Genomic DNA, 19862 nt, shown 5'->3' with positions numbered 1-19862 from the left:
AAAGGGCGGGGTGTGTGGGCGTCAGCCCATGTCCACGAGTGCGCGGTAGAGGGGCTCGTACAGCTCACGCACGAGTGACCTGTCGATCGACGAGGGCTCGGAGTGCGTCCCGGTACCGGACGCGTCATCGAAATAGGGCGCGAGTACGGCGCGCATGCTCGCCAGCAGACTCGTGTCAGGGGTGTCAGCGGCCTGGAAGCCGGCCTCGCGGGGTGAGAACGCGGCATCGGCGAAGACCACCCGCGCGGGCACGCCTCCACGTACGAGGCGGCCGATGACCTGCCACATCACCACGAGCTGGTCCCAGGTGAAGGCGGTCTTCTCGTCGTCGCGGAGGCTGGACCACGCCAGGCGGCGGGTCAGGCAGCGATTCCAGTGGCGGCGGGCACGGCTCCGGAAGTCGACGGCGGCCTGGTGGGGAGTGGCACCCGCCAGCACGCCTTGGCTGAACACCCCTCCGGCGTCCCGGAGCTGGCGCACCGCCCAGTCGTTGATGGACTGGACGGCAAGTGAGATGTCGTCAGGCCGGGGGTGGGGGCGGGCCAGGAAGTAGACGCTGCCGATGGCGGCCTTGCCCGTCTTCAGCACGATGTTGTGTCCGCGCTCGACCGCGAGGAGCGGTGCGATCAGGATGTCACCGCCCGTCGTGGGGAAGGACTTCACGTCGCCGCGGGTGAGGGTGCGCACCGTGGCGTCCTCGGGCAGCCGGGTCCAGGCGGTGTCGGCATCCGCGTCGTCGGACACCAGTTGGACGACGCGGCCGTTCCACTCGGGGACCTGGTTGAGGTACTCGGCGGCTCGGCGTGCCTCTTCATAACTGCCCACCAGAAGCAGGATGCGGCGCCGGTCCGGGTCGTCGATCTCGGCGAGTTCGGCGTCCAGCATGCTGTCCGAGCCGGGCAGGCTCCGGTCGGGGACGGCGAGCTGGCGCAGCATCTCCAGGAGTGCCTGGGGGCGGTCCTCGGGGTCGCAGCCCGACAGGCGCACGGGCCGGGGACGATCGCCGCCGGGCCAGTAGAGGAACTCCTTGCGGAACTCGGTGCCGAGGATCGCCGCGACTTCCTCCTCCTGAGGGCGCAGCACAGCGCCGACCTCGGCGTGCAGGTGATACCTGCTGGAGGCGCCGGCCCAGCTGGTGGCGGACATGAGCAGGACATGCGGGGCAGGTCTGCCGTCCACGAGGCACAGGTCGCCGAGACGTGTGAGGAGTTCGCGTCCCACCCCGTTGCAGTGGAAGAAGCGCAGCTCGCCGCTGCGATCACCATCGCGTTCCCGGTCGTCGTGACGGAACTGGAAGCCGAGGACGTTGCCCATGGGCGATTCGGGGATGACAGCTTCGTAGTCCTTGGGGGGCCTGCGGGAGAGGACGTTGGAGGCGTTCTCCAGGCTCAGGGCGGCCTCGACGCGCGGCCACAGGGTGGTCATGAAGTCGAGGCGGCTGTGCAGGGCGGCGAGGATCAGGGTGAACTCGAACCGCCGGGCCTGGACGTCGATCCGGTCGAGTACGCCGGAGTCGCGGCCGACGACGCCGGTGAGCGTGTCGCGCAGCCGCTCTCGGGTGCGGGCCCCCTGGGGTGCGTGGAGGAGCTCCAGGGCGAGGTGCACGAAGGCGTTGACGAGCGGGGTCACCTCGTCGTCACTCGTGCTCTCGTGTTCGTGCAGGGGATCGTCCCGGAAGCGCAGCAGTGCCTCGTCCAGCGCCCGTGCCGCCGGGGGCGGCTGCTCGCCCTGGCCGCGGCCGGGGAACCAGCTGTCGATCAGCAGGTTGTGCAGGGTGAAGGCACTGAAGTAGTCGACGCTGATCCATCTCCTGAGCTGGTCGTCCTTCACCAGGAGGGCATAGAGCCGGTCGGTGGCCGCGCTGACGGTGTTGACCGCATTGGTCCAGTCGTCGACATCGCGTGCCGAGAGCTGGAGCCGCCCGTCGCGCGCCATCTGCTGGAACTTGTGGACGGCGACCTCGTCGAACCAGGAATTGGGGTATTTGCCGACCAGAGTGCTTGCCGGGGCGAAAGCCGCGTCGAGCTGCATCTGCACCCGGTCCGCCTCGTCGACGATGATCAGATCGCTGAGGCGGCAGGCGAGTTCCAGGTAACGCAGTTGCTCGTCGTGCTGGTGCTGCGGCACAGAACTGTGCACCAGGCCGGCCGGTGTACCGACCCAGACACGGGCGTCGACGAGGTCCCGGGCGCCTCGGTGGCGCGGACAACGGTTCCACAGCGGACACAGCCGCCTCTGCGGCTTGGGTCCGTCCGCGGCGTGGCCGAGCGGGTACTCCTCGTCGAGCAGCGGATCAGGGTCGCTCTCCTCCCGCTCCGGGACGGTGTACAGCGCGAGGCAGGGCGCTTCCCGGATGCCGAGCGGCCGGCGCGCCTCCATGCCACGCAGGACGTCCACAGGGCAGGCACTGCTCAGGTACGCGAAGCCGGAGTGGTCGTGGCCGAGCATGGTGGCGGCACCGACCACGGCGGTGCGGCGGTGCAGGCGGCTGATGTTGCGCTCGCGCGTGGAATGCCCGAGGATCGGCGCGGCCGGCACGCCGAGCCGGTTGAACTGCTCGACGACAGCGAGGGTTTCGGCAACGTCGCCGACCACGACGGTGACCCGGCGGGGCGACTGGGTGACCACGTGGTAGGTGAGGATGTCGCGGATGGTGGACTTGCCCGCGCCGACCATGCCGACCAGGTGCAGCAGCCGGTCGACCCTGAGCCGCCTCTGCTGGGTGAAGCGGCCGACTCCGTCGTCGCGTACGAGCAGTTCGACACGGCACAGTCGCCGGGACCACCCGTTGCGGGTGCCGCCGGGTACGGCTGCCTCGGCGGCGTCCATCGCTTCGGCGGCCTTTTCGAGTTCCGCCCAGGAGACGTCCACGGGTTCTCCGCGTCCGGCGGGCTCTGCATCGAGGGCGTGGGAACGCGGCGGTGTGCCGAGCAGCAGTTCCTCGGCGAATTCGACGGAGTGGACGCGGTCCTGTGCGCGGAAGGTGTGTTCTCCGGCTTCGGCGAGCGGGAGGCGGCGGGCGGCGAATTCGGGGGCCCGGGTGAGCAGATCCTCGAAGACCCCGAATCTCCGGGCCGCGCGTGCGGGCTCGCGGCGGCGCGGAACGCAGTCCGTGCCCTCGATGTCGTATCCGCGCAGGTGTTGCGGCACGTCCAGGTACGCCGTCAGCGCTTCCGTCCAGGCACGTCCCCGCCTGAGGTCCCACAAATGATGGCGGGCGCGCAGGACACGCAGACGCTGTTCGTCGGTGCGCACATCGCCGAGTGCCTCGCTGTAGGGGTAGCCACCGAGCAGGGGCCACACGTCGATGGCGGCGCGGGTGGGCGTCACGCTCTGCAGCAGATACAGCCCTAACTCGACATCGAGGAGGTCCCCGGGCCGGAAGGCGCCGAGGCTGTCCGGCCATACATCGGTCAGCTCCCGCGGGGAACAGCGGCGGTGCCAGCCACTGCGGTCACGCACGACTGTCTCCTTTCCCGTGGACGGGGTGGGTTCCGGGCCTGGAGGTGACTTCCTCGCCGACGAGTCGTAGGAACGCCCGGTCGTCGAGGAGGGTGATGTGGCCGGCCAGGTCGCCGGGGAGGTGGCGCCGGAACTGCCGACCGAACGCCTCGTTCTCCCGGAAGCGGTAGTGGGGTACGACGAGGAAGGCCCGGTCGTACGGCGGGTCGGCCCGGAAAGGGGTGAGGGTGCGGGCGAGCAGGACGGGGTTCACGCGATCCTTGACGTCCACGGCCCAGAACCTGCGCCCGGGCAGCGGGACACGCAGGTCGTACGCGTCGTAGTTGGGCCACATCTCGGCGACGATGCCGAACCTCGCCCTCAGGGCCGCCTCGATGTCGGTCTCGGCGAGTCCCGGGCCGGTGACGAACATCCGCAGGGGCCGACTGAGCTGATGGAGGCCGCTCTTGTCACCGCGCAGGAGAGTTCCGGCATCGCTGCCGCCGTCACGGCGGCAGCGATCCAGTTCGCACCGGTGCGATCCGTCCCTCAACCGCACCATCAGGCATCGGCAGCGTCCGCACTGCCGGTACGTTCCGTCGTCACCGAGATAGGATGCGGCGACGGGCTCGTAGCACTTCTTGATGACGTGGTGGAGCAGCATCCCGCATTCCATGTCACCGCCGAGCAGCGCGAGTTCGGCGCCGGTGAGGACGGGCCGCGTCGTGAGCAGGGACCGGAACGCGGTGTACGCCCGAGGGTCCCTGGCGGCCCTGCAGGTGGTGAGGGCTTCGAGGATCCGCTGGTTCTCGAAGAGCTCGGCGGCCGGGTCGGCGGCGTTCACTTCCCATTCGAGGCACAGCTGGTGCGGCAGCCGGGACTCGGGGTCCACAAGCGGTCCGGCGACAGAACGTGCTTCGGCGGGCAGGTCGAGCGGCCACTCCGGCAGTGCCCGTTCACAGGCCCATCGGACCATCTCGGGGATGCTGCCGGGAGGTTCCTCTCCGCGGCGGAGGCAGCGCAGGACGAGCCGGTTGTACGCGTTCTGCACCTTGGCCGGATAGACCGGATGGGGCACGGTGCGCTGCCGGGACAAGCAGGCCAGGGCACCGGCGATCTGCCGGAGCAGGGACTCGTCCGAGCCGTCGGCGGCTTCGGGTGCCGCACCGGGGCCACGGGGCCCGGACTGCACGCCCGGCGTGTCGCGTGCGGTCATGCCTCTTCCTCCGTCTCATCACCGGGTACGGCACTCGCGCACCACTGCGACACGGGACACCACCGGCAGTGACGCCCTGGTCTGGCTTCCCAGGTGTGGTCCTTGCGCCAGGGACCTGCGTACCGCCGGAGCACGGACTGCGCCTTCGCCAGGCGCTCGGGGTCCGTGGGGTCGATCACGTGGGGATCGGAGCCGTCGGGCCTGAGGATCTCCACCTCGACCCTGGAGCCGACGGGGTCGCCGCCCAGCGCTCCGTGAGCCAGCAGCACGACGGCCAGGGCGAGCTGGGGGTACGTGTCGAGGAGGTCGCCGGTCCGCCGTGACGATATGCGCGTGGTCTTGAGTTCTCGCCACACCCAGGAACCGTCCTCACGGTAGAGCAGATCAGGTTTGGCGATGACGAGGGCCTGGGCGGCGGTGTCGTGGACCGCGCGGAGCGGCTCGGGCTCGGCCCGCTCGACGAGGCCGGAATCCCGGAAGGGGCAGGCATCCACGTGGTGCAGGAGCATCTTGCGGCCCGTCTCGGCCTCCTCGTCGGGAACCCGCCATCGGCCACGAGTCCAGTTCTCCCCCGCGGCGGGCATGTCGGCCGCCGTACAGGCCGGCCATCCGTCACGCCGGTGCAGTGCCTCGATCCACGCGTGCACGGCCTGGCCGAGCTTCGCCGCGCTGCTGTACTCGTCGGACTTCGGAAGGTGCAAGGAGCGCAGGAATCCCTGAGCGGGGCAGACGGCGTGGTACCGAAGGTCGCTGGCCGAGACCTTGCGCAGCGGCAGCTTGCGGGAGGGCAGGGCCAGGACACCCGGCGTGCGGCGTACCGCGCCGCACCCGGTGAACTGCTTGCAGTCGACGCAGGCGGGGCCGGGGCGTTCGGGGCCACCCTTGACGACGCTCCGCACATGAGTGTCACCAAAAGCGTCGTAGTACGCCCTGACGTCGTCCACGGTGCCCTCGAACTGAACGGTCCGCGAGCCGTCCCCCAGGCCGATCTCGACGATCCGTACGTGCGTGGCCTGCGACGGCGACGTGTGGAGGGCGAACTCCTGGCTCCAGTGACGCGGCCACGAGGCGCTGACGCCGAACGCCGCGGTGTACGCGGCGATCGCGATCTCACCCGGCGTCGACGCACGCGCGTCGGCGTGCCTGAGACGCCAGTACTCGCGCAGCTTGCCGTCCGCCGATTCGTAGCGCCGCCACCACGCGTACAGCTCCCAGCGCCGCCCGTTGTCCTTGCGCACCACCCAGTACGGCTTGACCGGGGTGAGGCCGTGCGCGTCCGGGGCGCCCGCGTAGAGCCGGACGGCGTGCTCGACGTAGGCCAGGTGTCCGGGGTGCAGGGGCCGCGGCCGGTCGAGCAGTGCGCCGAGGGCCCGTTCAAGAGGCTCGCCATCGAACTCGATCAGGTCCAGGACCTCACACACCGGGCCGAGGGTGAAGGTCTCCAGGTGCTCGTGGGGCAGCCTCGACGGCACCCGCACCTTGATCCCCGGGCGTGCCTTGGCCGCGTCGCGGGCCGGACAGCCGAGCGTCTCGTCCGCTCCCGCCCCGGTCCCCGGCCCGATGCGTACGAGGCTCTGGTCCCCCGTCATCCATGGCCGCATGCGCCATGCCATGTCGTCCGACATGTCCCACCCTTCCTGCAGGAATGCAGAGTTCAGCGGCCCGTCCGAGCTCTCGGAGGGCCGTGTGCCGCCGAGCGTAGCGCAGAACATTGGAAATCTTTGGAGGTTCTTGGAATTCAATGGTCCAGAAGGTATGCTGCGCGCATGACCGCATCGCTGGAGGAGCTGGAGGAGCAGCTATCGCAACTACGCGCCCTGCTGCGCGAGGCGCGGCGCGCCCGCGACAACACCGCCGCTTCCCGCATCCGCGGTGAACTGCGGGAGGCGGAGACCGCCTGGGAGCAGGCGCTTGACGCCGAGGAAGCGGCCGGCACCACGTCCGGCGAGGAACGGGCCGCCAGGAACGCCACCCCGCCCGAGCCGGCGCCGTCGACACCTCCCGCCCGGTGGGGGCGGCAGGAAAAACGATCCACACAGGGCGCCGTTCCCATCCGGGAACAGGTCCACCAGGCACTCACGCTGCTCGGCGCACCGGCCTCCCCGAAACTCATCTCGTCCGTGTACGAGGCGTTCTCCGCGGAACCGCTCGTCGCCACCAAGCTCGCCTCACTCCGCCGCGACGAAGAACGGTCCTTCGGTGCGCAGGGATACGCCCGGCCCTACTACATCTGCGCGGCCCTCACCCATGACCGCCTGACGCCCGCACGCGGCCTGCTGGCCGTATCGGTCTGGCCCCTGGAGCGGCGCATCATCGCCCCGCTCAGCCAGCGTGCCGACTTCCTGACCCACGCCATCGGCACCGCCGAACAGATCCAGCGGCTCAGCGCGGCGGGGCACCCTCCGTCGGACACCGCCTGGCAGCTGCTGCACCGTTTCGCGCTCAACATTCCCGGCGCGTACGACAGTGACGACCTCGATCCCGAGCGGGTGATCTCCGCCGCGCATCTCGAGGCGGCGGTACACCAGGAGTCGGACAACGCCCAACGCCGTGCGTCCGCGGAGCGCGCACGCACCCAACTCACCGAAGGGCAACAGCTCTTCGGAGCCGCTCCGCTGCACGACACCCTGCGCGACGCGGGTGGCGCAACCCGCTGAACCGCACACCGGAATCTTTCGGTACCGCCACAGAACTCCGTAGAACTCCGTGTAAGAAGAGAAGATGCCTCCGCAGCACCCCTACGAGCCCCCCGACGACAGGCTCGCCGCGCTGCGCGGTCCGCGCCCTCCTCAGGCATACACCGCGCGCAAGATCACTGCCCTCACCGCCAACCCGGCCTGCTCCCGGCGCGCCGTACTGGACGCCGCCGGCATCGACAAGGCCGTCCTGGCCCAACGCATGGGATACGAACCGCGTTTCGGCCAGTCCCCCTTCGCGATCGCACGCGAGCGGGATTTCGAGACGCTGGTGAAATGGGGCGGCTACGCGGAGCTCATCCGCCTGCTGCGCGAGGAGCTCGGCACCCCCGTCGAGGAGGCCGCGGTCGCCGACCTGAACGAAGTGGGCGGCGACACCTCTCTCGCGCGACGGGCGAACGAGACCCGCCGTCTCCTCGGCCATCTGGCTTCCGGCAGCGACGAGCGCCTGATCCTCGACCGGCCCGTGCTGACCCTGGAGGTCGCCGGACAGACGGCCTGCCTGGAGCCTCACGCCCTGACCCACCGCGTCGGCGGCAAGTTCTACGTGTCCGAGATCCGCTCGTTCCCCGCGATCGACGGACAGGCGAACCCGACAGCCGTCGCACAGACGGCGAAGCAGGCCGCCGTGTCCGTGCTCGCGCTGCACCGCACCTTCGAAGCCCTCGGCCTGGACACCGGGCAGATCGCCCACGAATTCCTGCTCATCTGCCCGAAGGACTTCTCCAACCGGCCCTACGGCCGTCTGGTGGACCTCCGGCAGGAACTCGACGCCCTGCGCTTCCAGCTGACCCGGCTGCGCCGCGCCGACCAGCTGGCACTCGCCCTGCCACCGTCGGCCACCCTCGACACCGACCGCGCCGAGTCCGAACTCGGGGCGTCCGTGGAAGCGCTGGACGCCTCCTACACGCCCGATTGCCTGTCCTTCTGCGAGATGGCGCGCTACTGCCGGGACGAGGCCACGGACTGCGCCTCCCCCGCCCGTCTGGGCGGCATGGTGCGCAACGCCCTCCCCGGCGTCGACTCCACCCGCACCGCCCTCGGTTACCTCGACGGAACGCACGCGCCAGGTCCCACCGAGGAAGCCGCCATCACCCGACTGCGCGCCGCCGAGCGGCTACGCCGACTGCGCCGAGGTGACGTCGCATGAGCACGCTCGCCGCCGTGGCCGGCCTGCGGGCCGCCGAGACCGGGCACGCCGAACGACTGACGACGGTGCGTCATGAGCACATGGACGCCCGCCCCTTCGTCCTGGTGCCGCTGACACTCGCCGGCGAGGCCTGCGCTCCGCTGGCCGCCCTCGCCGGAACGGACCCGGACCATCCCGTTCTCCTGACGGTGCGGCAACCACGTGACCGTGCCGAGCGTTTCCGTTTCGTCGAACGCCTCGCGGCGCTCCTGCTGCCGTACATCGAGACGTGCCGTACGGCGGAGACGGAGACGTACACCGTCGGGCGTGGCAAGGAGAAGGAGGAGCGCGCACGGTTCCTGCGTGCGCCACAGCTCCTCGTGCCGAACGGTGAAGGCATCGCGTACGTCCGGCTGCTCGGCCGGCTGACCAGGCTGCGCGCCGCCGAGGGACCGCATGCCGTGGACCCGTCGGTGCCCGCCCTCGGCAAGTGGCTGACCTGGTTCGCCGACCGGGCGGAGTTCCCGGGTTCCTGCCTGCTGCAGGCAGGAACCCGGCTGCTCGCCGCCAACTGGGCCACCGGGCAAAGCCCTTCCGAGGACTCGCACCTGGCGTCGCTGCTCGCCTGGATCGATCCCCCTCCCGGACGCGACGGCGCCGAGGCCGCGCGGGAGACGGAGGAGGACCCGCTGCGGTGGCCGCCCGCGGGACCGGCGACCGACCCGGTCTTCGACCGCACCCTGGACGAGCTGATATCCCGCTACGACGAGGCGGGGGAAGGCCGCGGACGGGAAGCGGCAGGCCGTCAGATCGACAACGAGCTGTATGCCCAGATGCTGCCCACCTGGCGACTGGTGTGGTGCGGTGTGGACCTACTGCGTGCCTTGCCTCCCGGTGAGCACGTCGCGGAACGATGGGCGTACGACCGGCGCCTTTTCTCCGAGTACGCGGCCTACCTCGACGAGGACGGCCGCCCGCAGGCCCGCCGTGACCACGCCGTCGGTGCGGCCCGGCGTCTCGCGCGCCTGGAGGAGGCGGGGACGCGGTACGACGCCGAGCGGGCGTACGACGACCCGCTGGTGATGGCGGAGTACGAGCTGACGGGTGAGGCCTTCACCGGTGTGGTCGTGGCCCGGGAGGAGGACCGTACCGTCCCGGGCGCGCGCCCCGGGTCCACGCTGTGGCGCCCGACGATCACCGTGCGCGGCGAGATGCCGATACGCCTCGCTGTGGGCAAGGGAGTCAAGTGCCCGGCGCGCCCCGGTCAGCCGGGCGAGATCATCGAGGTCCATCCTGAGGGTGACATCCACGCCGTGGTGATCCAGCTGAACGGCGGCTTCAGCAAACGGAAGCCGCCGGCTCCGCCAGGGACGCTGGCCGAGGTGGGCGAGACCGTCACGTACACCTCTGTCGATCCCAAGAGCATGCCGTCCGTCCTGCCCGCCGAGGAGGGCACCCCATGGACGCACGGCGGCCCGCCGCAGCCGTACGAACCCACGGACGACGACGCGGAGGAGATCTGGGAATGACAGCCACCCCGGCACCCGAAACCGATGCCACGCCCGGCGCCCGCGCCGACAGGGCGGTGGCGGGCATCCTGGCGAGCCTGGATACCTCAACCGGCCGGGGTGTGGTCGTGGACTCCCCTCCCGGCGCCGGAAAGTCCACGCTCGTCAAACGCGCCACCGGCCACCTCACGGCCGCCGGTCATCAGCTCATGATCGTCGCGCAGACCAATGAACAGGTCGACGACCTGGTCGACAACATCGCCCGGGAGTACCCCCACCTGGCCCTCGGCCGCCTGCATGCGAGCGACTTCGCCCTGCCCGAACGCGTGCGACGGCACGCCAATGTGACGGGCAGCAAGGACGTGACCGATCTGCGCGACCTCCCCGTGGTGGTCTCCACGGCGAAGAAGTGGTCGTACGTGAGCATCGACAAGTGCGCCCCTTGGCGCTGGGCCATCGTCGACGAGGCGTATCAGATGCGGTCGGACGCCCTGCTCGCGACGGCCCCGCTGTTCGGTCCGGAGGACTCACGGGTCCTGTTCGTGGGCGACCCCGGCCAGCTGGACCCCTTCGCCACGGTGGACACCGACCGGTGGCACGGCCTGACCTGGGACCCGCTGCGCAACGCCGTCGACGTCACCCTCGCCCACAACACGGATCTGGAACGCCATCAGCTGCCCGTCTCCTGGCGGCTGCCCGAGATGGCGGCGCCACTGGTGGAGAGAGCGTTCTACCCCTTCTATCCCTTCACCTCCGGCACGAAGGCCGCCGACCGCGTCCTGACCTACGGCAGCACGGCACACCGCACGACCCCGCAGGACACCGTTCTGGCCCGCGCCGCGGAGTCCGGCTGGGGCCTGCTGGAGCTGCCCGCCCGCCACACCCTCGACGACGACCCCGAGGTCGCCGAGGCACTCGCGGCCACAACGGCCCGCCTCCTGGAGCGCGGCACCCTGGTCAACGGCGAGCCGCTCGCCGAGTCCCGCATCGCGATCGGCGCGGCACGCACGGTCCAGGCGGACGCAGTCCGGTCCCGGCTGGCCGAACGCGGCCTCACGGCCGTCACCGTGGACACGGCCAACCGTCTCCAGGGCCGCGAGTTCGACGTCACCCTCGTCTGGCACCCGCTGTCCGGCCGCCAGGACGCCTCCGCCTTCCACCTGGAGACCGGCCGCCTGTGCGTCCTGCTCTCCCGCCACCGATTCGCCTGCATCGTGGTGGCCCGCGCCGGCATCACCGACCTGCTCGACCGCCACCCGCGCAGCAGCCCCGTCTATCTGGACGTACCGCCGAAGTTCCCGGACGGGTGGCGGGCGCACCAGGAGGTCATGCAGCACCTGAAAGACGTGGCGGTCCCTTCTCTAGCGACTTGATCACGGCGACACGCCCGTGGTCAGCGCGCCGCGGCGCAGCCGGAAGCGGGAGAGCCGCCACGTTCCCGCGCCGGGCGACGGTGGGGCCGGACGAGGCCCGGCCCCACCCCGGGGATCAGCCCTTGGCGCCGACCGCGCCCAGCGCCGCGTGGAGGACCGGCTCGACGCGGAGACGCGTGCCGTCCCGGTCCAACGTCTGGAGGGCCTCCAGACAGGTGACAGCCCGTCGCGCCTCGTGGTGGGTAAGGCCGGCCATCTCGGCAGCGATCACGGTGTCGGCGTCGTCGTGCCACCCGGTGCCGAGCTCGTTGATGATGCCGGAGTAGGCAGTCTCAAGGGTGCTGTCCTCCAGAAGGCCCACAGCTTCGACGAACTGCCCGGCACCGCTGCCCTGCTCCAGCCACGACGCCAGGTCCCGCAGCGCTCTGTCCTGGTCGCGACGGCGCTCACACAGTTCCAGGACCCTGTCGAGCAGGACCGGCCAGCCCCCGGTGGCCGTCTCCAGGCGGGCCAGCCGCTCGTCCGTCTCGTACAGGCCGTGGCGCTGCGTCCAGCCCTTGAGGCTGCGCAGGTCGTGCCGACGCAGCACCATGACGCTGTCACGGTCGGCGTCGGCGCCCATGAGGAGATCGGCCCACAGGCCGAGCTGTCCCACGCCCGACACCAGGACGACGGACCTGGTGACCTCGGCGGTATCGGGCAGGACACCCTTGGCCAGCTCAAGGGATTCCCGGCAGGATTTCTCACTGCCCTGCGCGAGATCGCTGATGATCAGCCGCCGTTCGCCGACGAGGCGGTCGGCGGAGAGCGCCTTGCGGAAGGTATTGGCGTTACCGATCGGAGGGACCGACCAGCCCGCCACCCGGCCGGTGACCTCCCGCAGGGTCTGCTCCACATCCGCGACGCCGGTCGCCTCCGTACCGAGGACGACGCGGACCTGGTTGACCCGCTCCCCCAGCAGGTAGTCGATCTGGTTGACGGTGAGCGGGGCAGACCTGCCCTCGGAGAGGACCGGACGGCTCTCCAGTACGACAGTCTCCTCCAGTCGGGACTCCCTCTCGGCCCTGAGCAACCGTGCCTCGATCTCCTGAGCGGTGCCGATCATGCGCAGCGCGTTGGGGCCCCTCAGGTGCCAGCCCTGACCGTCGTTGTTCGGTGCCAGGACACCGAGGCCGACCATCTCCTGCAGGTAGGCACGGAAGCCTTCGCTGTCCAGCTGTTCGAAGCCTCGAGGCCACCATCCGGCGCACTCCCCTCGCAGCTCCCGGTCACTGAGCCGGGTCTCCAGGCCGTTGTCCCGGGCGTGCTGGGCGAGGACGTTGGCGATGACGTGGTAGCGGTCGTCAAGGGCGAGGGTGTCCTTGAAGGCCGCGGTGATGTCCGACCGCAGCGAAGCGTCCTGTTCCACCGCGTCCACGTCGGATTCCTCGATCGTGCAAGGTGGCGGGCCGAGCGGGACACGCGCCCGCTTGTCCTGCATGACCTGCACCATCCGGCTGCCGAAGATCTGCAGCAGGAAGGGCTGGTAGGAGCAGAATCCGAGTACACGGTTCACGAGATCGACATCGGCGAACTCGAAGCCGAGGGCACGCATCGGGTGCACGATCAGGTCGGCCGCGAACTGCGGGGCAAGAGGCCCGACGACCGTGGGGGTCTGTGCCAGGTGGCTGAACGGGCCGTTCCTGGCCAGCCGGGTGAAGCGCTGCACGGAGTGCAGACCGGCGAAGACCACCTTCGCCCGGCCACGTGAGTCCTCGCCCAGACCGCGCAGGCGGCGGGTCTCCGTGCACTCGGGCACATCTGCCTCGAAGAAGCGGTCACACTCGTCGAGGAGGATGAGCAGCCGTCTGTCGGGGTCCTGCTCGAGCCACCGGGCGATTCCGTCGGTGACCCTCTGCCACGCCTCCCGCCGAGGGTCACGGCGTCGGGGCTCCTCCAGAACACCTTCTCTGACGAGTTCCCGGTCCAGCGTGGGCCAGATGGCCTCGGCACCGAGGGCGGTTCCCCTGCCGATGCCGATCTTGTCAAGGTTGAGATAGAGCGTGCGGTACGCTCCGGGCCGCTGCTCCTCGAAGCGATCACCCGCGTCGGCGAGCAGGGCCGACTTGCCGAGCCCCCGGCCGCCGTAGAGGATCTGGGTCCCCGCCGGGTCGTGGATGCTCTTGCGCTCGCGGTCCCGACCGTAGAACATCTCCCGGCCGATCTGACCGCGCTTCTCCTTGATGTACGGGTTCACCGCGGAGAACGGCAGCAGTGTCTCGGTCGCGGCGTCCACCCGCCGGTTGCCGCGAGCTGTGAGGTAGGCCAGGGCGGCGTCGTCGACGACCATGATGGGCTTACCCCCCTGGGAGGCGGCGGCCAGTTCGGCGCGGGTCCTGCTGTCCAGCGTCCCGAAGTGGACGACGAGCAGGCTGCTCTCGTCGGGGTCCAGCAGAGCGCGGCTGATGAGCAGCTCCGCGGCGGGGCGCCCCCAGATCAGCAGGGCGCGCAGCTTGCCTCCTCGGTCCTTGATCTGCGACCCGAAGGCCGGTGCCCAGGCACGGCCGGTGACGTGTACGTCGGCCAGTTCGAAGAACCGGTAGTCCTTACCACGCGGCAGGTTGTCCAGGGGGCGGGCCCGCCGTGCCTCGTAACCCAGCAGGGAGAGGGCCGGGGTGAGGCTCTCCCGCGGGTTGATCTTGACCCGATCCTTGGTCGCGGCGAGCCCGCTCCACAGCTCCAGAGCCGCGGCGGCCCGTTCGGCCTCCTCTTCCGAGAGGGCTGCGTAGTTCAGCACCGCGTGGTCACCGTACCGGCCACGGGACCGGACGGTCTCGACCAGCTCCGCGTCCACGCCACCGGGCAGCGCGTCGGGCACCACGGGGAAGAAAGCCTCCAGATGCGAGTCCTCGGACCGGATCTCCGGTACCGGCTCGCCCAGCTCCAGGAAGTAGACGAGCTCGGCCGCGGTGGCCAGACTGTCGGTGTCCAGATTGCGCAGGACTCGCTCGCGGTCCTCCGCGCTGACGTCCTTGAGCGCGTCCAGCCGGGCACGCAGCCGATTCGCAGCCTCCCGCCGGTATCGGGGCAGGAGTTCCTCGACCCGGTCGAGGTTGCGGCGGACCGCAGCCAGCTCGCACCGCACGTCGTTCTCCAGCTCGGCTCTGGCGTCCGCCAGCGACTCCTGGAGGCTGACGTCCTGTTCGACTGTGAGCGCCTCGTCCGCCTGGGACCGTCGGAGCCGGGCTGCCAGTTCCCGCTCCTTCCCGACGAGCTCCGCGCGGCGCTTCTTCTCCCTCGCCGTGAGTTCTGAACGACGCTCCGGGGGGAGCGTCAGCGTGTGGGCTGCGGGGAGCACCGCGAGGTTGGCGAGATCCACGATGGTACGGACCGCGCTGAATTCGTCACGGTCGAGCTGGTGGCCGATCGCTTCGTCCCACGTACGGTCCACGGCCTCGAGCAGGGTGTCCACGGTCGGTTTCTCGTCCGGCGGAGTGTGCCGTGCCTTGTACAGCTCGACATCCAGGACCTGCTGGACGTCCGGCTCGGCTCCTGTCTCGGGCGCCCGGCTGATCGCCTCCAGTTCGCCAAAGATCTCCTCGAACAGTTCCCTGGCCACCAGGGCAGTGGCTTTCGTCATGGCAGCGGAACTGCCCTCCGCAGCGGTGAGGTCGTCCGCGACCCGTTCGCGCAGTTCGAGGAGGGCAAGCCGCAGGGAGGCCACGGACTGGAATGCCCACGCGTTCTTCTCGGAACGTCCCACCAGATCGTGCTTGACGGCGCGCCACTCCCGTACGGCGTCCCGCACCCGCTCCAGGTACTGACGGACATTGTTACGGGCTGCCCCTTGGACACCGTCTTTGCCCGGGGCGCGCAGCGCACCGTCCATCTCGTCAATGGCCGCCTCGATCTGCGGGCGCCGGGTGAGGCTCTCCAGCAGTTGGTCCGCTCGCCGTTCCGCGTCCGGGGCACCACCCACGATCGATGTCAGCACGCTGCCGAGGAGGCCGGTCGGAGCCAGCCACCGCTGCACCATGGCACTGGCCCGTTGGAAGCGCAGCCTTGGACCGGTGAGCAGGGCCTGACAGCCCTCCACAGCCGCGCGGAGTTCGCCCTCCATCTGGGAGACGTCGGCGATGACGGCACGGGTCGGCGCGATGAGCAGTGCACTCTGTTCGGTGCGTTCCGCCACCGCGGTCGCCACCTCGTGCAAGGCACCCGGAAGTTGGGGAGCGAGCGCCCTCAAGTGTGCCCCGGCGACGGGCACACCCGTCACCAGGGCCGCGCGGACCAGGGTGGGCAGCAGGATCAGGGACAGCGCATCCGTGTCGCTCTCCTTGCGAACGTCCCACTCGTGTAACGACTGTTCGATGAGCTGAGCCGCGCTGCCCGTCCTGGAGCGCAGCAGTGTCGAGGCGGCGGCCAGGCGCAGGACGACGGACTCGGTTTCCGGACCGTCAGCGGCGCGCGACAGGTGGGCAGCCAGCCCGAACCGCTTCTCGGCGATGAGACGGGCGAGGGCCGGCTCGATGTCCTTGGCCCGAACGCCGTCGGCGGAGTCTGTCCCGGTGGTGGAGGCCATCGACTTGGCCACATCGGTCACCGCAGTATCCGAGGCCGACCGGAGCGGCTCGGTCTTCGGCTCAGAGGCATCGGCAGCAAGGGAACCGCGCTCGACCGGAGCGGACTCGGCGCCCTTCTGTACTTCCAGCACATGTGCGCTGGTGTCGTCATCCGACGCTGTGGTCCGCTCTTGCCCTTCCTCCCCGGCATCGGGGCGTTCCGGGTGCTCCTCGCTCTTGGCGGGCTCTTCGGCTTCGGGGAAGGCTGTGGCGTCCGTCTCCTCGGCCACCGTGATCTGCTCGTGGAAGACAGCCGCCACAGCATACGAAGTATGTGCTGCGGACAGCTCTCGCTGGATGTCTGTGAACGCCTGGGACGAGTCGCTCTGCTCCCTCATCTCGACAAGGCGTACCAGCAACGTGAGGATGTGCGCGGAGGCAGCGTCCTGTTCGTCCCACTCCTGCTTCGCGAGCAGTCCCCCGGCGCGCTGTCTGGCGTCCGTGATCACCCCGGCCACCGCACTGCCCGGAGCACAGCCGAGGGTCAGCACGGTCGCCATCACACGACGGGTCCGAGCGTCCCTCTCATTTCTTTCCGCGGTCGTACGGAACTCCTCGATCGCGGTGTGGATTTCGGCAAGACGGTCGGTGACACCCGTGACACCGATCACGGAGAGCATGGCCTGCGCACCGGAGAACGCCGGAGCGACGGCGGCGAGCGGTGCCAGGTCGCTGTCGGCGGGCGGGCGGCCGTCCAGCAAGGCGACGCGCAGGCGGTCGGCGGCGGCGAGTGCCTCGCCGACGACGCGCTCGAGTTCCGCCTCGGCCGAGGCGAGGTCACCGAGAGAGATCCGCTCGTTGGCCCGCCCCTGTTCCTCTGCGGGCTCAGCAGATTTCCGCAGTAACGCGCCGCTCGGCTGCCGGGGATCCGAAACGGCCGTTGTCGGAAGCATGTCCTCGGCCGCTGCGCCCTCGTGCAGCGCGGTGCCGAGGCCGAAGCCGGGAGTCGCGTCGATCACCCGCTGCGCGGCCTTGTGCACCGCGTTCCGGGCAGCCTCGTCCGCCTGGATGCCGCACCAGTCGTGGTCCGCGGCCCATACGAGCAGACGGGCGTCGTGTGCCGATGCCTGGAGATGGGAGAACAACGCCAGGCGCAGGAGACGGGTTCCCCATCGGCCGGCGAGCCGGTGGCCCGTGCGGGTGGAGTCGGGCTCCTCGGCCGCTCGGTCGATGTCGGTCATGATGCGGGCTGTCAGGTGCCGCGCGGCATGCCGGCGATTGTGGGCGGGCTCCAGTCGCTGCACCCGCTTGAGTACCTGTTCGCTCAGCACGTGGCCGAAGCGCCGCGGCTCGACCGTACGGAACCCAAGGTTCCGCATGATGATCTGGCGGTCCTTGGGGCCGAGGGAGTTGAGCGCGAGTTCCGTCTCCTCAGTGGTGAGTTCGTCGAGGGCCTGGCCCAGGTTCCAGCCGAGCCCCTCGAGCGCCGAGGCCAGTTCCTCGAGCAGGTCGACCGGCACGTCCGGCGGAGAAAACGGTGGCTTCGCAATCACGGGATAGCTGACGGTCATTCGGTCCCGATCTCTCGTGTCGATGTGTGGTGCGGTGCGCGGAGGGCCGCGTGCGGCGGCGCCCTTCCGGCGGTGGAGTTCGGTCAGCGTCGGCGGGAGTGCGCGGTGACGAAGGTGTAGCCGCAGGGCAGCTCCCAGCCGTCCGCCTTCCCGACGTGGCGGCAGTGCTCGCGGTAGGCGGCACGCTGCTCGTCGGTTGACTCCCGGCCCCTGGGCAGCCGCCGCAGGAAGCCGTGGACGAAGTACTCGGTGCGCTTGTCCTGCGGTGGGGTGGCGGTGCCCTGGCCCGGCCGTGGCACCACCACAGGGTTCGGCGCGTAACCGACCAGGGCGATCGGACACTCTCCGTCACGTGCGGGATGGTGGGGCTCGCCGTCCGCACCGCGGCTGCCCGTAGCCGCGTACAGGTGTCGCTCGGAGACGAGTTCGTCCACGGCCTGTTCCAGTGCGGTGACCTGATGCGAGGCGGGAGTCGTGTCGTAGATACCCCTGGGCAGCGCGGTCCGATCGAGCAAGGCGTGCCCGTCGGGCGTGAGCCTGCCGAAGCGTCGTACGGCACGCAGTACGAGACGCCGGGTGTCCAATCCGGCGGACGAGTCGCCGTCCCTGCTGCTGCCAGGAGCTCCTTCTCGGGTGAGAACCGAGGGGTCGTAGCGGTGCGCGACAAGCTGCCCGTCTATGTCGACGGGGGCCTCCAGTTCGACGGTGTGGAGCCGGAAGACCGTGCCGCCGCGCGGCCACTGGACGTGGATGCGCAGCCCGGGGAAGAAATCGATGGGCCACTGGATCTCCCGGAGCATGCCCGTCCCCTCGGTCAGGTCCAGAGCGACCTCCTGGACCTCTTCGGACGCATCGATCTCGCCGCCGGGATGGGTGAGTTCCAGACGCACGGGGGCCGATTCCCTGCCCAGGTGGGCCAGCCCGTCCCGGACCATCCGGTCCAGGGGTAGCCTGCCGTCCATGATGTGGACCAGGCGCAGGGGGACCTGCCAGCTGACTTCGCTGTCGTTGATCCTCAGGTAGTTCGACGGACCGATGTCCTCGTCGTCGACGAGCGGGGTGTCGACGGGCAAGGCATCGACGTGCTGCTCCTCCTCGAGAGCACGCTGAGCGGCCGCAGCACCGTGAGGCGCAGACGGGTTCGCCGCATCCCGCCAGCCGCGTCCGGCCGGGCTCAGCGGGTCGCTGTCGTCCGACTCTTCCGAGCCCGGATGGTGGGATCGCCAGATGCCGCCGCTCTCGAATTCGTCGTCCAGGGTGATCCGTACATCGGTTTCGGCGCGCAGACCGTTGTCCGTGTCCCCACGGACGAAATCCGTGACCGCGAGGTTGGCACGGCACACCGAGACCGCGTACTCCACGCCGGTCAGCAGCGACTCAGCGCCGTCCACGCCGCGCAGCCAGGGCCCGATCGCCGTGTACACGGTGCGGGGGCCGTTCAGGCCATGACGCCGACGGGCGGCTGGGGCTGCTCCGTGTTCCAGAGAGCCGGCGAGGGTGTGCAGGTCCGATCCTCCCAGTGGCCCGTCGTCGAGCAGGCCAGCCCCAATGCGTCCGCGGGTCAGCGCGTAGTGGCCCCAGCTCCGCAAGGTGTCACCGGTACGCAAGGCATGACCGACCGTGTCCATCAGCCCCGAGAGGGCGTTCCGGAGCCGTTCTTCCCCGCCACCACCGGCCAGGTGCGCAACGGAGATGGGAACGAGAGAGCTCGCGAGTGATTCTCGCCGACGGGTGAGCAGATGGTGTACGAAGGCGGTCGTGTCGTCGAGCTCCGCTTCCCGCAAAGAGGTGTACCGGGCGTCGACGACGACGTGTCCGTCCTCGTTGAGCCATTTCCGGCGGGCCCGGAACCGCTTGAGCTTGGCCTCGCCGAGCTCAAGCGCGGGGCCGAAGGCCGTGAGGTCGGGGACCAGGAGTTCGCGGCGCACGGGGTGCGCTGCCGCTTCGTGCACCCCCGGTCCCTGTACGCCGACAGGTGCCCCGGATATCCAGGCCGGTACGTCGGCGCCCTCCTCGACACAGGAGTGGCGGCCTTCCTTGTAGACGATCTCCGCGTACAGAGGGTCGGAGCCCGTTTCGATCCGGACGAGCGCTCCGACGGAAAGAGCCGGTATCTCGTCCCCCAGCGTCAAGGAAGGGAAGGCGTCGAGGTCGAAGGGGCCGTTCCCATAGCCTTCGCCCCCGAGTTCGTAGCCGAAGTAGGCGGCGTTGAAGGCGACGGCCGTGTGCACGGGACACCGGCGGTCGGCGACGACTGCCTCGAGGTAGCGGCGGAGGCGGCCCATTTCCTCAGGGGGTGTGGCCGCGTGCCCTCCGGTCATGGCGGGCGTGAGCACGGGCTCGTTGCCGTACGGCAGCCAGACGTCCGTTCCAGCCGTGGTCATCGT

9 protein-coding genes are annotated in these 19862 nt (G+C 70.1%); 4 read left to right on the top strand and 5 right to left on the bottom strand.

Annotation, left to right across the window (positions count from 1 at the left end):
* Positions 1–21: 21 nt before the first annotated feature.
* The 3 genes from DXZ73_RS31320 to DXZ73_RS31310 are packed head-to-tail and all read right to left on the bottom strand — an operon-like array spanning position 22 to position 6282.
* Complete coding sequence (locus tag DXZ73_RS31320) at positions 22–3462, bottom strand: signal recognition particle (RefSeq protein ID WP_116214343.1); 3441 nt, start codon at positions 3460–3462, stop codon at positions 22–24.
* Positions 3455–4657 carry a hypothetical protein gene (locus tag DXZ73_RS31315; RefSeq protein ID WP_162890392.1) on the bottom strand — a complete coding sequence of 401 codons (1203 nt, stop codon included), beginning with the start codon at positions 4655–4657 and terminating at the stop codon, positions 3455–3457. The genes DXZ73_RS31320 and DXZ73_RS31315 overlap by 8 nt, the downstream gene beginning before the upstream one ends.
* Positions 4654–6282, bottom strand: a complete 1629-nt coding sequence (locus DXZ73_RS31310) for a PD-(D/E)XK nuclease family protein (protein ID WP_116214342.1) — start codon at positions 6280–6282, stop codon at positions 4654–4656. Before DXZ73_RS31310 ends, DXZ73_RS31315 begins: the two co-directional genes overlap by 4 nt.
* A gap of 141 nt (positions 6283–6423) precedes the next feature.
* Here DXZ73_RS31310 and DXZ73_RS31305 point away from each other — a divergent pair, with 141 nt between their 5' ends.
* The 4 genes from DXZ73_RS31305 to DXZ73_RS31290 all read left to right on the top strand — a co-directional run bounded on the left by DXZ73_RS31305 (position 6424) and on the right by DXZ73_RS31290 (position 11363).
* Complete coding sequence (locus DXZ73_RS31305) at positions 6424–7314, top strand: hypothetical protein (protein WP_116214341.1); 891 nt, start codon at positions 6424–6426, stop codon at positions 7312–7314.
* A gap of 64 nt (positions 7315–7378) precedes the next feature.
* Positions 7379–8503 (top strand): hypothetical protein, encoded by a 1125-nt coding sequence (locus DXZ73_RS31300; protein ID WP_116214340.1) that lies wholly within the window; start codon positions 7379–7381, stop codon positions 8501–8503.
* Positions 8500–10011, top strand: a complete 1512-nt coding sequence (locus DXZ73_RS31295; protein WP_116214339.1) for a hypothetical protein — start codon at positions 8500–8502, stop codon at positions 10009–10011. Before DXZ73_RS31300 ends, DXZ73_RS31295 begins: the two co-directional genes overlap by 4 nt.
* Positions 10008–11363, top strand: a complete 1356-nt coding sequence (locus tag DXZ73_RS31290; RefSeq protein WP_116214338.1) for an AAA family ATPase — start codon at positions 10008–10010, stop codon at positions 11361–11363. The genes DXZ73_RS31295 and DXZ73_RS31290 overlap by 4 nt, the downstream gene beginning before the upstream one ends.
* Before the next feature lie 115 nt (positions 11364–11478).
* Here DXZ73_RS31290 and DXZ73_RS31285 read toward each other — a convergent pair whose 3' ends face one another.
* Together DXZ73_RS31285 and DXZ73_RS31280 are read right to left on the bottom strand one after the other, a co-directional pair.
* Entirely contained in the window at positions 11479–17424 is a 5946-nt protein-coding gene (locus DXZ73_RS31285) for a hypothetical protein (protein WP_162890391.1), read from the bottom strand.
* A 134-nt stretch (positions 17425–17558) separates the two neighbouring features.
* Entirely contained in the window at positions 17559–19859 is a 2301-nt protein-coding gene (locus tag DXZ73_RS31280; protein WP_116215985.1) for a hypothetical protein, read from the bottom strand.
* Positions 19860–19862: the final 3 nt, after the last annotated feature.

Origin of the sequence: Streptoverticillium olivoreticuli subsp. olivoreticuli (assembly GCF_003391135.1) — a bacterium.
GTDB classification, from domain to species: Bacteria; Actinomycetota; Actinomycetes; order Streptomycetales; family Streptomycetaceae; genus Streptomyces; species Streptomyces blastmyceticus.
Note: the sequence above shows the minus strand (reverse complement) of the source record. Positions and strands in the feature narration are given on the sequence as shown.

Bases quoted from the DNA above. Each gene is read 5' to 3' on its own strand.
- DXZ73_RS31315 (WP_162890392.1), bottom strand. From the start codon at position 4,657: ATGACCGCACGCGACACGCCGGGCGTGCAGTCCGGGCCCCGTGGCCCC.
- DXZ73_RS31310 (WP_116214342.1), bottom strand. From the start codon at position 6,282: ATGTCGGACGACATGGCATGGCGCATGCGGCCATGGATGACGGGGGAC.
- DXZ73_RS31305 (WP_116214341.1), top strand. From the start codon at position 6,424: ATGACCGCATCGCTGGAGGAGCTGGAGGAGCAGCTATCGCAACTACGC.
- DXZ73_RS31300 (WP_116214340.1), top strand. From the start codon at position 7,379: ATGCCTCCGCAGCACCCCTACGAGCCCCCCGACGACAGGCTCGCCGCG.
- DXZ73_RS31295 (WP_116214339.1), top strand. From the start codon at position 8,500: ATGAGCACGCTCGCCGCCGTGGCCGGCCTGCGGGCCGCCGAGACCGGG.
- DXZ73_RS31290 (WP_116214338.1), top strand. From the start codon at position 10,008: ATGACAGCCACCCCGGCACCCGAAACCGATGCCACGCCCGGCGCCCGC.
- DXZ73_RS31280 (WP_116215985.1), bottom strand. From the start codon at position 19,859: ATGACCACGGCTGGAACGGACGTCTGGCTGCCGTACGGCAACGAGCCC.